General features: G+C 69.1%; 13 protein-coding genes and 1 tRNA gene. 13 read left to right on the top strand and 1 reads right to left on the bottom strand.

Features of this window, described 5'->3' with window-relative positions; genetic code table 11:
* Window position 1 precedes the first annotated feature (1 nt).
* Both glmM and G408_RS0104850 read left to right on the top strand, forming a co-directional pair.
* Window positions 2-1,357 (top strand): phosphoglucosamine mutase, encoded by a 1,356-nt coding sequence (gene glmM / locus G408_RS0104855; protein ID WP_028770183.1) that lies wholly within the window; start codon window positions 2-4, stop codon window positions 1,355-1,357.
* 69 nt (window positions 1,358-1,426) lie between these two features.
* Window positions 1,427-2,362, top strand: a complete 936-nt coding sequence (locus G408_RS0104850) for an isopenicillin N synthase family dioxygenase (RefSeq protein WP_028770182.1) — start codon at window positions 1,427-1,429, stop codon at window positions 2,360-2,362.
* Between the two features lie 54 nt (window positions 2,363-2,416).
* On the opposite strand, the gene G408_RS0104845 is transcribed toward G408_RS0104850, so the two are convergent.
* A complete protein-coding gene (locus G408_RS0104845) occupies window positions 2,417-3,226 on the bottom strand; it encodes an SDR family NAD(P)-dependent oxidoreductase (RefSeq protein WP_028770181.1) in 810 nt (269 codons plus the stop codon).
* Between the two features lie 62 nt (window positions 3,227-3,288).
* Between G408_RS0104845 and tpiA the strand changes: the two genes are divergently transcribed.
* From tpiA to nuoH, 11 genes are all read left to right on the top strand, one after another.
* Window positions 3,289-4,041 carry a triose-phosphate isomerase gene (gene tpiA / locus G408_RS0104840; RefSeq protein ID WP_028770180.1) on the top strand — a complete coding sequence of 251 codons (753 nt, stop codon included), beginning with the start codon at window positions 3,289-3,291 and terminating at the stop codon, window positions 4,039-4,041.
* 13 nt (window positions 4,042-4,054) lie between these two features.
* Window positions 4,055-4,459, top strand: coding sequence for a preprotein translocase subunit SecG (gene secG, locus G408_RS0104835; protein ID WP_037412275.1), 405 nt, complete (start codon window positions 4,055-4,057; stop codon window positions 4,457-4,459).
* 52 nt (window positions 4,460-4,511) lie between these two features.
* Window positions 4,512-4,596: transfer RNA gene (locus G408_RS0104830), tRNA-Leu, on the top strand.
* A 78-nt stretch (window positions 4,597-4,674) separates the two neighbouring features.
* Window positions 4,675-5,031, top strand: a complete 357-nt coding sequence (gene ndhC, locus G408_RS0104825) for an NADH-quinone oxidoreductase subunit A (protein ID WP_028770178.1) — start codon at window positions 4,675-4,677, stop codon at window positions 5,029-5,031.
* Window positions 5,022-5,576, top strand: a complete 555-nt coding sequence (locus G408_RS0104820) for a NuoB/complex I 20 kDa subunit family protein (RefSeq protein ID WP_028770177.1) — start codon at window positions 5,022-5,024, stop codon at window positions 5,574-5,576. The genes ndhC and G408_RS0104820 overlap by 10 nt, the downstream gene beginning before the upstream one ends.
* Before the next feature lie 40 nt (window positions 5,577-5,616).
* Window positions 5,617-6,339 (top strand): NADH-quinone oxidoreductase subunit C, encoded by a 723-nt coding sequence (locus G408_RS0104815; protein ID WP_028770176.1) that lies wholly within the window; start codon window positions 5,617-5,619, stop codon window positions 6,337-6,339.
* 4 nt (window positions 6,340-6,343) lie between these two features.
* A complete protein-coding gene (locus tag G408_RS0104810) occupies window positions 6,344-7,600 on the top strand; it encodes an NADH-quinone oxidoreductase subunit D (protein ID WP_028770175.1) in 1,257 nt (418 codons plus the stop codon).
* Between the two features lie 11 nt (window positions 7,601-7,611).
* On the top strand, window positions 7,612-8,139 hold the full coding sequence (gene nuoE / locus G408_RS0104805; RefSeq protein ID WP_028770174.1) for an NADH-quinone oxidoreductase subunit NuoE: 528 nt from the start codon (window positions 7,612-7,614) through the stop codon (window positions 8,137-8,139).
* 8 nt (window positions 8,140-8,147) lie between these two features.
* Window positions 8,148-9,503 carry an NADH-quinone oxidoreductase subunit NuoF gene (nuoF, locus tag G408_RS0104800; protein ID WP_028770173.1) on the top strand — a complete coding sequence of 452 codons (1,356 nt, stop codon included), beginning with the start codon at window positions 8,148-8,150 and terminating at the stop codon, window positions 9,501-9,503.
* A complete protein-coding gene (nuoG, locus tag G408_RS0104795) occupies window positions 9,500-11,809 on the top strand; it encodes an NADH-quinone oxidoreductase subunit NuoG (protein WP_028770172.1) in 2,310 nt (769 codons plus the stop codon). Before nuoF ends, nuoG begins: the two co-directional genes overlap by 4 nt.
* On the top strand, window positions 11,809-12,876 hold the full coding sequence (nuoH, locus tag G408_RS0104790; RefSeq protein WP_037412273.1) for an NADH-quinone oxidoreductase subunit NuoH: 1,068 nt from the start codon (window positions 11,809-11,811) through the stop codon (window positions 12,874-12,876). The genes nuoG and nuoH overlap by 1 nt, the downstream gene beginning before the upstream one ends.
* Window positions 12,877-12,884 lie beyond the last annotated feature (8 nt).

The following is a 12,884-nucleotide window of genomic DNA, read 5'->3' as shown; positions in this document are numbered from 1 at the left end:
CATGGCATCGCGCAAGTATTTCGGCACCGATGGCATCCGTGGCCGGGTGGGCGAGGGCCCGATCTCGGCGGATTTCGTGCTGCGCCTCGGCAATGCCTACGGCCATGCCCTGCATGCGGCCCGCGAGGGCGGCGAGTGGCGCAAGCCGCTGGTGCTGATCGGCAAGGACACCCGCATCTCCAACTACATGTTCGAGGCCGCGCTGGAGGCCGGGCTGGTGGCCGCCGGCGTCGACGTGCAGCTGATGGGGCCGATGCCGACCCCCGCGGTCTCGCACCTCACCCGCTCGATGCGCGCCGATGGCGGCATCGTCATCAGCGCCTCGCACAATCCGCACCACGACAATGGCATCAAGTTCTTCTCCGCCGAGGGCGAGAAGCTCGACGATGCCACCGAGCTGGCCATCGAGGCGGCGCTGGAGCAGCCTTTCCGCACCGTGCCCTCGGAGCGGCTGGGCAAGGCGCTGCGCACCCGCGATGCCGTGGGCCGCTATGTCGAGGCCTGCAAGGGCTCGGTGCCGCGCGGCTTCGATCTCGGCGGCATGCGCATCGTGCTCGACTGTGCCCACGGCGCCACTTACCAGCTGGGCCCCCTGGTATTCCGCGAGCTCGGCGCCCGGGTCGAGGCCATCGGCATCGAGCCGAACGGCCTGAACATCAACGACGGCGTGGGCTCTACCCATCCCGAGGCCCTGGCCGCCCGGGTGCGCGAGACCGGCGCCGAACTCGGTATTGCCTTCGATGGCGACGGTGACCGGGTGCTGTTCGTCGACGCGGCCGGCACGGTGCGCGACGGCGACGACCTGCTCTACCTGCTGGCCAGCGACTGGCAGGCCAGCGGCCGGCTCAAGGGGCCGGTGGTCGGCACCCTGATGAGCAACTACGGCCTCGAGCGTGCCCTGGGCGCCATGGGCATCGGCTTTTTGCGCACCAGGGTCGGCGACCGCTACGTGCATCAGGCCCTGCTCGAGCACGGTGGCGTGCTCGGGGGCGAGACCTCCGGCCACCTGCTCTGCCTCGACCGCGTGAGCTCGGGCGACGGCATCGTCAGCGCCCTGCAGGTGCTGGAGGTGCTGCGCCGCCGCGGCATCGGCCTCGGCGAGGCGCTCGCCGGCATGGTGAAGCTGCCGCAGAAGACCGTGAACGTCCGCGTCGGCCCCGGGGCCCGTCCCGCCGAGGCCGAGGCGGTGAAGGCCGCGCTGGCCCGTGCCGAGGCGGCCGTGCAGGGCAGGGGGCGCGCCTTCCTCAGGCCCTCCGGCACCGAGCCCGTGGTGCGCGTCACCGTCGAGGCCGACGATGCCGTCCTCGTGCAGCGCGTCCTCGATGAACTCTCGGCCGCGGTGCAGGCCGCGGCTTGACCCAGATCACGCCGGGCGGCTGCGCCCGGCGGCATCATCCCGCCCCCGAACCACCCCAGAGCACCTCCGATGGCCGCCATCCCCACCCTCGACATCCGCCGCTTCGATACCGACCGCGAGGCCTTCGTCGCCGAGCTCGGTGCCGCCTACCGTGAGTGGGGCTTCTGCGGCATCCGCGGCCATGGCATCCCGCAGGCGCAGATCGACCGCGCCTACGACGTGTTCCAGCGCTTCTTCGCCCTGCCGGAGGAGACGAAGCGGAAGTATCACGTGCCCGGCGGCGGCGGTGCCCGCGGCTACACCCCCTTCGGCATCGAGACGGCCAAGGGCGCCCAGCATTACGACCTCAAGGAGTTCTGGCATGTCGGCCGCGAGATCCCGCGCGATTCCCGGCATGCCGCGGTGATGCCGCCCAATCTCTGGCCCGAGGAGATCCCGGAGTTCCGCGAAGTGGCCTACGGGCTCTACACCGCGCTCGACCAGCTCGGCGCGCGCGTGCTCTCGGCGCTCGCCCTGCACATCGGGCTACCGGCCGACTGGTTCGCCGACAAGACCAACTTCGGCAACAGCATCCTGCGCCCGATCCATTACCCGCCGATCACCGCTCCGGACATCCCCAATGTCCGCGCCGGGGCCCACGAGGACATCAACCTCATCACCCTGCTGGTGGGAGCCAGCGCCGCCGGCCTCGAGGTGCTCTCGCGCAAGGGCGAGTGGGTGCCGTTCACCGCCGAGGCCGACACCATCGTGGTCAACATCGGCGACATGCTGCAGCGGCTCACCAACCACGTGTACCCGTCGACGACGCACCGGGTGGTCAACCCGCCGGGCGACGAGGCGCGCAAGCCGCGCTACTCCACGCCCTTCTTCCTGCATCCGAACCCGGACTTCCTGATCGAGACCCTGCCGTCCTGCATCACGCCGGACAACCCCAACCGCTACCCCGAGCCGATCACCGCCCACGAGTACCTGCAGGAGCGCCTGCGCGAGATCAAGCTGGCCTGAGCGTCCCGTTCCGCCCACGAAGCCCCGCGATGCGGGGCTTCGCCGTTTCCCGCCTCAGCTCTCATCGCGGAAGTCCCTGGCTCTGGACGCGATCAGGGCGCCGGCGAGGCGGTCGGGCAGGTATTTCGACAGCGCGGCGATCAGGCGGTTGGCGCGCCCGGTGACGATCCGCGTCCGGCCGGATTCCACGGCATCCACGCCCAGCCTCGCCACCGTCGCCGCATCCAGCCAGATCCCCTTCGGCAGCTTCGAGACGGTGGCGCGCATGCCGTTCACGTCGTGGAACTCGGTGTAGGTCATGCCCGGGCAGAGCGCCGTCACGTGCACGCCCTTCGGGCCGACCTCCCTGGCCAGCGTCTCGCTGAAGCGGATCAGGAAGGCCTTGGTGGGGCCGTAGAGCGTGTGTCCCGCCGTGGGCGGCACCAGGCCGGCCAGCGAGGCCACGTTGAGGATGCGGCCATGGCCCTCGGCCTCCATCGCCGGCAGGAATCGGTGGGTGAGCTCGCACACCGCCACCAGCAGCACCTGCAGCGAATCGCGGTGGGTGGCCCAGTCCTTGCCGAGGTAGCGCCCGGGCACGCCGTAGCCGGCGTTGTTCACCAGCGTATCGATGTGCAGGCCGCGGGCCCCGCATTCCGCCTGCAGCATCGCCGGCGCCGCCGGATCGGCGAGGTCGGCCACGATCACCTCCACCCGTACCCGGGCCCGCAGTTCGGCGGCGAGCGCCTCCAGCCGGTCTGCGCGCCGCGCCACCAGCACCAGCGGCTTGCCTCTCCTGGCGTATTCCCGGGCGATCTCGGCGCCGATGCCGCTGGAAGCGCCGGTGACGAGGGCGTGGCGGTCGGTTCGGAGCGGGGCGGGCATCGGCATCTTCCTCGGGGTGGGCTGCTATCCTTCCGCGCCATTCCATCCGGGAGCAAGCAGGCATGCGGACGCGCATCGTGGCGGGAAACTGGAAGCTCAACGGCAGCCGGGCGGCCAACCGCGCCCTGCTCGATGCCATCGCCGCCGTGCCGGCGCCGGCCGGGGTGCAGCGCCTGGTGTTCCCGCCGCTTCCTTATCTCGCCGAGTGCATCGCCAGCCATGGCGGGGCGGGCATCGGCTTTGGCGCCCAGGACCTCGACATCCACGAGAGCGGCGCCTACACCGGCGAGGTCTCCGGCGCCATGCTGAGGGACATCGGCGCCAGCCACGTGCTGGTGGGCCATTCCGAGCGCCGCGAGTACCACCAGGAATCCAGCGAACTCGTCGCCCGCAAGCTGCTCGCCGCCCGCCAGGCCGGCCTGGTGCCGGTGCTCTGCCTTGGCGAGACCCTGGAGCAGCGCGAGGCCGGGCGCACCGAGTGGGTGCTCTCCGGGCAGCTCGGGGCGGTGCTGGCGGCCGGCGGGGTGGAGTGCCTGCGCGGCGCGGTGCTGGCCTACGAGCCGGTCTGGGCCATCGGCACCGGTCGCACCGCCAGCCCTGAACAGGCCCAGGAAGTGCACGCCTTCCTCCGTAGCGAAATCCGCGCGCACGATGCTATGATTGCGGACTCGCTGCCGATCCTCTACGGCGGCAGCGTGAAGGCCGCCAACGCCGCCCAGCTGTTCTCGCAGCCGGACATCGATGGCGGGCTGGTTGGCGGCGCCTCGCTGTCGGCCTCCGAATTCCTCGCCATCGTCGCCTCGGCGGCGCGGTGAACCCGCAAAGTCCATGAACCTCATCGTCCTCGTCACCGTCGTTTACGTCCTCGTCGCCGTCGCGATGATCGTGCTGATCCTGCTTCAGCGCGGCTCCGGCGCGCAGGCCGGCACCGGCTTCGGTGGTGGCGCCTCGGCCACGGTGTTCGGGGCCTCCGGCTCGGCGAACTTCCTCTCCCGCTCCACCAAGTGGCTGGCGGTGGTGTTTTTTGCCCTGAGCCTCGGTATGGCCTGGTACGCCAGCCGCCATGGCGGCCGGCTGATGCCGGCCGACAACGAGGACATTGGCCTGATGGGACGCGCCGAGGCGGTTGCCCCGCCGGTGGCGCCCGCCGCTGCGCCGGCAGCGGAGGCCGGGGTGGCGCCGGACAAGGAAGAAGTTGCAGAAAAACCGCCGGAAGGCGAGTCAGGCGGTTGATGGCCTGATACAATCTCGCCGCTCCGCGAGTCGTACGGAGCACGCAAGACAAGCCCAGGTGGCGGAATTGGTAGACGCACTACCTTGAGGTGGTAGCGACGCAAGTCGTGGGGGTTCGAGTCCCCCCTTGGGCACCACAACCGATACGCAATGAACCGCGCCCCTGTCTGGCGCGGTCGCAATGCGCCCCGCGCGGGCGCTAGCCGAGGGCCTGCATGCTGGGCGAGTACCTGCCGATCCTGCTGTTCCTGATCGTCTCCACCGGCCTCGGCCTCGTTCTCCTGGTCGGTGGCTGGCTCCTCGGGCCGAAGCGCCCCGATGCCGAGAAGCTCTCGCCCTACGAGTGCGGCTTCGAGGCCTTCGAGGACGCGCGCATGCCCTTCGACGTGCGCTACTACCTCGTCGCCATCCTGTTCATCGTCTTCGATCTCGAGATCGCCTTCGTCTTTCCGTGGGCGATGGTCTTTCGCGACATCGGCGAACCCGCGCTCTGGGCCATGGCCGGCTTCCTCGGCATCCTGGTGTTCGCCTTCATCTACGAATGGAAGAAGGGGGCGCTCGAATGGGAGTGATCCAGGCCGTCTCGCGCGTGATGCACAACCCGGAGCCGCTCGGCCGGGTCGATGATCTCCTGCGCCCGGAATCCGAGAATCCGCTGTTCGAGCGCGGCTTCGTCACCACCTCGGTCGACACCCTGGTGAACTGGGCGCGCACCGGCTCGCTCTGGCCCATGACCTTCGGGCTTGCCTGCTGCGCCGTCGAGATGATGCATGCCGGCGCCTCGCGCCTCGACCTCGACCGCTACGGCGTGGTGTTCCGTCCCTCGCCGCGCCAGTCCGACGTGATGATCGTGGCCGGCACGCTGGTGAACAAGATGGCCCCGGCCCTGCGCAAGGTCTACGACCAGATGCCCGAGCCGCGCTGGGTCATCTCGATGGGCAGCTGCGCCAACGGCGGCGGCTACTACCACTACAGCTATTCCGTGGTCCGTGGCTGCGACCGCGTGGTGCCGGTGGACGTCTACGTGCCGGGCTGCCCGCCCACGGCCGAGGCGCTGGTCTACGGCATCCTGCAGCTGATGAAGAAGATCCGCCGCACCAACACCATCGCGCGTTGATCCGCGCGGCCGAAGAACCGCAACGCAGACCGAAACGCCCATGGCCGACGCCACGCCGAGTCTTGCCGAACGTCTCCGAGCCCGCTTCGGCGAGCGCGTCCTCGCCCTCGTCGAGGCCCATGGCGAGACCACCCTCGAGGTGGCCCCCGCCCAGCTCGTCGAGGTCGCCCGCGCGCTGCGCGACGAATTCCACTTTGAGCAGGCCATCGACCTTGCCGGCCTCGACTTCCTCGGCTATGGCGAGGGCGAGTGGGAGACCACCGACGTCAGCAGCGAGGGCTTCTCGCGCGGCGTGGAGGGGGGCAGCGGCCCGGGGCGTTTCCGCTGGGAAGACCGCCCGGCCGGACGCGGCCCGGAGAAGCGTTTCGCCATCAGCGTGCACCTGCTCTCGCTGCGGCAGAACGAGCGCCTGCGCCTGCGCTGCTTCGCCGAGGACAATGCCCTGCCGGTGCTGCCCTCGCTGGTCGAGATCTGGCCCGGCCTCAACTGGTTCGAGCGCGAGGCCTTCGACCTCTTCGGCATCGTCTTCGAGGGGCACCCGGACCTGCGCCGCATCCTCACCGACTACGGCTTCGTGGGGCACCCGTTCCGCAAGGACTTCCCGCTGATCGGCAACGTCGAGGTGCGTTACGACGCCGAGAAGAAGCGTGTGGTCTACGAGCCCGTCACCTCGGTCGAGCCGCGCGTGGGCGTGCCGCGCGTGGTGCGCGAGGATTCCCGCTGGCAGCAGTCGGCCTCGGAAGCCGCGGCGAAGAAGGCCTGACGCCATGACCCAGGAAATCCGCAACTACACCATGAACTTCGGGCCGCAGCACCCTGCGGCCCACGGCGTGCTGCGCCTCGTGCTGGAGATGGACGGTGAGACCGTGCGCCGCGCCGATCCGCACATCGGCCTCCTGCACCGCGGCACCGAGAAGCTCGCTGAGTCGAAGCCCTACAACCAGTCCATCGGCTACATGGACCGGCTCGACTACGTCTCGATGATGTGCAACGAGCACGCCTACGTGATGGCCATCGAGCGCCTGGCCGGCATCGAGCCGCCGCCGCGGGCGAAGATGATCCGCACGCTGTTCGACGAGATCACCCGCATCCTGAACCACCTGATGTGGGTGGGCACCAATGGCCTCGACCTCGGCGCGATGGCGATGTTCCTCTATGCCTTCCGCGAGCGCGAGGAGCTGATGGACTGCTACGAGGCGGTCTCCGGCGCGCGCATGCATGCCGCCTACTACCGCCCGGGCGGCGTCTACCGCGACCTGCCCGACTCGATGCCGAAGTACGCCGAGTCGCCATGGCGCAAGGGCAAGGAGCTGAAGCGCATCAACGAATGGCGCGAGGGCTCGATGCTCGACTTCCTCGATGCCTTCGCCGACGACTTCCCGAAGCGCGTCGATGAGTACGAGACCCTGCTCACCGACAACCGCATCTGGAAGCAGCGTACCGTCGGCATCGGCGTGGTCACGCCGGAGCAGGCGCTGGCCTGGGGCATGACCGGGCCGATGCTGCGCGGTTCCGGCATCGCCTGGGACCTGCGCAAGAAGCAGCCCTATGCCTGCTATGCCGACCTCGACTTCGACGTGCCGGTGGGCGTGAACGGCGACTGCTACGACCGTTACCTCGTGCGCGTCGAGGAGATGCGCCAGTCGGCCCGCATCATCAAGCAGGCGGTGGCCTGGCTGCGCGCCAATCCCGGGCCGGTGATGGTCGACAACTACAAGGTCGCGCCGCCGAAGCGCGAGCGGATGAAGGGCGATATGGAAGCCCTGATCCACCACTTCAAGCTCTTCACCGAGGGCTATTCGCTGCCCGCCGGCGAGGTGTATTCCGCGGTCGAGGCCCCGAAGGGCGAGTTCGGCGCCTATCTCGTCTCCGACGGCGCCAACAAGCCCTTCCGTCTCAAGCTGCGCGCCCCCGGCTTCGCCCACCTGAGCTCGATGGACGCCATCGTGAAGGGCCACATGCTCTCCGACGTGGTGGCCATGATCGGCACCTACGACATCGTGTTCGGCGAAATCGATCGCTGAAGGTCCACGCAATGAAAGCCACCGGAAACTTCGAGGCCTGCCAGCACGTCGACCCGATGGTCGCGCTCTCCGAGGCCACCCGTGCCCGCATCGAGGAGTGGCTGGCCCGCTTCCCGCCCGACCGCCGCCGCTCCGCCGTGATCCAGGCCCTGATCGCTGCCCAGGAGCAGAACGGCGGCTGGCTCACCGACGAGCTGATCGCCGCCGTGGCCAAGTACATCGGCATCCCGCCGGTCTGGGCCTACGAGGTGGCGAGCTTCTACTCGATGTTCGCCCTCGAGCCGGTGGGCCGGAACGTCGTCGCCGTGTGCACCAACATCAGCTGCTGGCTCAATGGCGCCGAGGACATCGTGCGCCACTGCGAGAAGAAGCTCGGCATCAAAAGCGGCGAGTCCACGCCTGACGGCCGCATCTGGCTGAAGGTGGAGGAAGAGTGCCTCGCCGCCTGCGCCGGCGCGCCGATGATGGTGGTCAACGGCCATTACCACGAGAAGCTGACGCCGGCCTCGGTCGACGCCATCCTCGACGAGCTGAAGTGAGTCACGCCATGGCACAGCACGGTCACAGCGCCAGCGGCCCCGTCGGTCCCGCGCCGCAGGAACACCAGGTCGTCTACACCACGCTGCATTTCGAGAAGCCGTGGTCGTACGAGAACTACCTCAAGGTGGGCGGCTACGCTGCCTGGCGCAAGATCCTCGCCGAGAAGATCCCGCCCGAGCAGATCATCGAGCAGGTGAAGCAGAGCGCCCTGCGCGGCCGCGGCGGCGCAGGCTTCCCCACCGGCCTCAAGTGGAGCTTCATGCCGCGCAACGCGCCGGGGCAGAAGTACATCCTCTGCAACTCCGATGAATCCGAGCCCGGCACCTGCAAGGACCGCGACATCCTGCGCTACAACCCGCATGCGGTGATCGAGGGCATGGCGATCGCCTGCTACGCCACCGGCGCCACCGTGGCCTACAACTACATGCGCGGCGAGTTCCATCACGAGCCCTTCGAGCACTTCGAGGAGGCGCTCAAGGAGGCCTACGCGAACGGCTGGCTCGGCAAGGACATCCAGGGCAGCGGCATCGACGTCGACATCTACTCGGCGCTCGGCGCTGGCGCCTACATCTGCGGCGAGGAAACCGCGCTGATGGAGTCGCTGGAGGGCAAGAAGGGCCAGCCGCGCTTCAAGCCGCCGTTCCCGGCCAACTTCGGCCTCTACGGCCGCCCCACCACCATCAACAACACCGAGACCTATGCCTCGGTGCCGGCCATCATCCGCAACGGCGCGGAATGGTTCCTCAACCTTGGCAAGCCGAACAACGGCGGGCCGAAGATCTTCTCGGTTTCCGGCCACGTCAACAATCCGGGGAATTTCGAGATCCGCCTCGGCACGCCCTTCAAGGACCTGCTGGAGATGGCGGGCGGCGTGCGCGGCGGCCGCAGGCTGAAGGCGGTGATCCCGGGCGGTTCCTCGATGCCGGTGCTGCCGGGCGAGGTGATGCTCGGCCTCACCATGGACTACGACAGCATCCAGAAGGCCGGTTCCGGCCTCGGCTCCGGCGCGGTCATCGTCATGGACGAGACCACCTGCATGGTGCGCGCCTGCCACCGCATCGCCCGCTTCTATTTCAAGGAGAGCTGCGGCCAGTGCACGCCCTGCCGCGAGGGCACGGGCTGGATGTACCGCATGCTCACCCGCATCGTCGAGCACAAGGCGACGCTGGAGGACCTGCAGATGCTGCGCGCCGCCGCCGGCCAGATCGAGGGCCATACCATCTGCGCCTTCGGCGAGGCCGCCGCCTGGCCGGTGCAGGGCTTCCTGCGCCAGTTCTGGAGCGAGTTCGAGTACGCCATCGTCAACAAGCGCTTCCTGGTCGATGACCAGGCCGCCGGCGTCGTCACGGAGAAGGCCGCATGAGCGCCGCCACGCCTACCGCCCCCGCCACCGACCTGGTGAACATCGAGATCGACGGCGTGCCGCTTATGGCGCCGAAGGGCTCGATGATCATCCAGGCCGCCGACAAGGCCGGCATTCCCATTCCGCGCTTCTGCTACCACAAGAAGCTGCCGATCGCGGCCAACTGCCGCATGTGCCTCGTCGACGTGGAGAAGATGCCGAAGCCGGCGCCGGCCTGTGCCACGCCGGTGATGGAAGGCATGAAGATCACCACCCAGACCAAGCGCGCGCTCGACGCGCAGCGCAACGTCATGGAGTTCCTGCTGGTGAACCATCCGCTCGACTGCCCGATCTGCGACCAGGGCGGTGAGTGCGAGCTGCAGGACGTGTCGATGGGCTATGGCCGTTCGGTGAGCCGCTACGTGGAGCGCAAGCGCGTGGTGGCCGACGAGGACCTGGGCCCGCTGGTGGCCACCGAGATGACGCGCTGCATCCATTGCACGCGCTGCGTCCGCTTCACCGCCGAGGTGGCCGGCACCTACGAGCTCGGCGGCATGTACCGCGGCGAGAACCTGCAGATCGGCACCTTCGATGGCAAGCCGCTGATGACCGAGCTCTCCGGCAACGTCATCGACGTCTGCCCGGTGGGCGCGCTCACCAACAAGGTCTACCGCTTCAAGGCCCGCCCGTGGGAGCTGGTGGCCCGCGAGTCGATCGGCCTGCACGACGCGCTCGGCTCCAACCTGTTCCTGCACGTGCGCCGCGGCGAGGTGCTGCGCATCGTGCCGCGCGAGAACGAGGCGGTGAACGAGTGCTGGCTCTCCGACCGCGACCGCTATTCGCATGAGGGCCTCTACAGCGAGGATCGCGCGACCGTGCCGCTCGCCCGGCAGGCCGATGGCAGCTGGAAGGCCATCGGCTGGGACGAGGCGCTGGGCCTTGCCGCCTCGATGCTGAAGGCCGGCGGCGCCGACACCGGCATCCTCGTGCATCCTTCGGCCTCGAACGAGGAGGGCGCCTCGCTGGCCCGTCTCGCCAGGGGCCTCGGCACGCCGCACATCGACCATCGCCTCACCCAGGTGGATTTCGCCGATGCCCCGGTGGCCGAAGCCTTCGGCCGCGCCGCGGCCGAGCTGGAGAGCGCCGACGTGGTGCTGCTGGTCGGCACGAACCTGCGCCACGAAGTGCCGCTGCTGCACCAGCGCCTCATCAAGGCTACCAAGAAGGGCGCCAGGGTTTTTGCGATCAATCCGGTCGACTTCCCGGTCGCCCATCCGCTGGCCGGCAAGGTGATCGTCGCCCCGTCCAGGCTGCCGGGCGTGCTGGCCGCGCTGGCGGCGAAGCTGGGGGCCTCGCTGCCGGCGGGCATCGCCGCCGCCATCGAGGATCCCGCGCTCACCGGCATCGCCGACGCGCTGAAGGGGGCCAGGGCCGGTGCCATCGTGCTTGGCGCCATCGCCGAGACGCATGCCAACGCCTCGCATCTGCGTGCCGCCGCGCGAGCCATTGCGCAGGCCACGGGCCTTGCCCTGAGCCGCATCCCGCAGGGGGCCAATGCGCTTGGCCTGTCGCGTCATGGGGTCCTTCCGGGGCCGGGCGGACAGGCCGTGGATGCGCAGCTCGCCGCGCCGAAAGCCGCCTACCTGCTCTGGAACCTCGAGCCCGCCTACGACTTCGCCGATGCCACGGCCGCCCTCAAGGCGCTGTCGGCGGCGAAGGTGCTGGCCTTCTCCGTCCATGCCAGCGAATCGCTGAAGCAGGTCGCCGACCTCATCCTGCCGATCGCCGCCGGCGCCGAGATGGAGGCGAGCTACACCAACCTCGACGGCCGCACCCAGTTCACCAGCGCCGGCGGCAAGCCGCGCGGTGAGGCCCGTCCGGGCTGGCGCGTGCTGCGCGCCCTCGGTGACGCCATGGGCTTCGACGGGTTCGTCCATCTCGATCTCGAGGCCCTGCGTGCCTCGATGGCCCCGCAGGCACCGGCCTCGGGCCATGGCCTCTCGCCGCTCGCCCCGGTGCAGGGCCTCGAGCGCCTCGCCACCCTGCCGATCTACCGCGGAGATGCCCAGCTGCGTCGCTCCGCGGCGCTCAATGCCCATCCGCTCACGAAGGGGCAGGGTGTGGAACTGCATCCCGCCGACGCCGCCGCGCTCGGCCTTGCCGCCGGCGACATCGCCAGGGTGGCCGATGCCAAGGGCCATGCGGTCTTGCCGGTGCGCCTGAATCCGGGCCTGGCCCGTGGCACGGCCTGGGTCGAGGCGGCCTATCCGGCGACCGCGCCGCTCGCCGCGCACGGCGCCCTGACGATCAGCAAGGCGGGTGCCTGATGGAACTGTTCGCTCCGCTCCGTGATTTCCTCCTCGGCTTCGGCACCCTGGGCTCGCTGGCCTGGATGCTGGTGAAGATCGTTCCGCTGGTGATCTCGCTCACCGTGGCGGTGGCCTTCTACACCCTGCTCGAGCGCAAGGTGATCGGCTGGATGCACGTGCGCCACGGGCCGGTGTTCGTCGGCCAGCTGGTGCCGGGGCTCGGCGTGATCCAGGCCTTCGCCGACGTGTTCAAGATGCTGTTCAAGGAAAGCATCGTCCCGGCCAATGCCAACGCCTTCCTGCACCGCCTGGCGCCGCTGATCGCGCTGGCCCCGGCCTTCGCCGCCTGGGCGGTGATTCCCTTCGGGGAAGGGCTGGTCATCGCCGACGTCGATGCCGGCCTGCTGGTGCTGCTGGCCCTCACCTCGATGGGCGTCTATGGCGTGATCATCGGCGGCTGGGCCTCGAACTCGAAGTACGCCTTCCTCGGCGCCCTGCGCTCTGCCGCCCAGGTGGTGAGCTACGAGATCGCCATGGGCTTTGCCCTGGTCGGCGTGCTGGTGGCCGCGGGCACCATGAACCTCACCGAGATCGTGCATGCCCAGAAGGGCGATGCCGGTCTCTTTGAGTGGTTCTGGCTGCCGCTGCTGCCGCTGTTCGTCATCTATTTCATTTCCGGCGTGGCCGAGACCAACCGCGCGCCCTTCGACGTCGCCGAGGGCGAGTCGGAGATCGTGGCCGGCTTCCACGTCGAGTATTCGGGATCTGCGTTCGCGATCTTCTTCCTCGCCGAATACGCGAACATGATCCTGATCAGTTTCCTTGCCGCGATCTTCTTCCTCGGCGGCTGGCTCTCGCCGTTCCCGGCGGCAGTGCCGGTGCTGGGCGCCGACGGTCCGTGGTGGCTGTTCCTCAAGGCCTTCGCCTTCGCCTTCAGCTTCGTCTGGTTCCGCGCCACCTTCCCGCGTTACCGCTACGACCAGATCATGCGGCTCGGCTGGAAGGTCTTCATCCCCATCACCATCGTCTGGACCGTCGTCGTGGCCGCCATGGCCTATGCCGGCTGGTTCGAGATCGGCCAGTAAGGGCAGGG

This window comes from Silanimonas lenta DSM 16282, assembly GCF_000429065.1.
Lineage (GTDB): Bacteria > Pseudomonadota > Gammaproteobacteria > Xanthomonadales > Xanthomonadaceae > Silanimonas > Silanimonas lenta.
Note: the sequence above shows the minus strand (reverse complement) of the source record. Positions and strands in the feature narration are given on the sequence as shown.

Bases quoted from the DNA above. Each gene is read 5' to 3' on its own strand.
- glmM (WP_028770183.1), top strand. From the start codon at position 2: ATGGCATCGCGCAAGTATTTCGGCACCGATGGCATCCGTGGCCGGGTG.
- G408_RS0104850 (WP_028770182.1), top strand. From the start codon at position 1,427: ATGGCCGCCATCCCCACCCTCGACATCCGCCGCTTCGATACCGACCGC.
- G408_RS0104845 (WP_028770181.1), bottom strand. From the start codon at position 3,226: ATGCCCGCCCCGCTCCGAACCGACCGCCACGCCCTCGTCACCGGCGCT.
- tpiA (WP_028770180.1), top strand. From the start codon at position 3,289: ATGCGGACGCGCATCGTGGCGGGAAACTGGAAGCTCAACGGCAGCCGG.
- secG (WP_037412275.1), top strand. From the start codon at position 4,055: ATGAACCTCATCGTCCTCGTCACCGTCGTTTACGTCCTCGTCGCCGTC.
- ndhC (WP_028770178.1), top strand. From the start codon at position 4,675: ATGCTGGGCGAGTACCTGCCGATCCTGCTGTTCCTGATCGTCTCCACC.
- G408_RS0104820 (WP_028770177.1), top strand. From the start codon at position 5,022: ATGGGAGTGATCCAGGCCGTCTCGCGCGTGATGCACAACCCGGAGCCG.
- G408_RS0104815 (WP_028770176.1), top strand. From the start codon at position 5,617: ATGGCCGACGCCACGCCGAGTCTTGCCGAACGTCTCCGAGCCCGCTTC.
- G408_RS0104810 (WP_028770175.1), top strand. From the start codon at position 6,344: ATGACCCAGGAAATCCGCAACTACACCATGAACTTCGGGCCGCAGCAC.
- nuoE (WP_028770174.1), top strand. From the start codon at position 7,612: ATGAAAGCCACCGGAAACTTCGAGGCCTGCCAGCACGTCGACCCGATG.
- nuoF (WP_028770173.1), top strand. From the start codon at position 8,148: ATGGCACAGCACGGTCACAGCGCCAGCGGCCCCGTCGGTCCCGCGCCG.
- nuoG (WP_028770172.1), top strand. From the start codon at position 9,500: ATGAGCGCCGCCACGCCTACCGCCCCCGCCACCGACCTGGTGAACATC.
- nuoH (WP_037412273.1), top strand. From the start codon at position 11,809: ATGGAACTGTTCGCTCCGCTCCGTGATTTCCTCCTCGGCTTCGGCACC.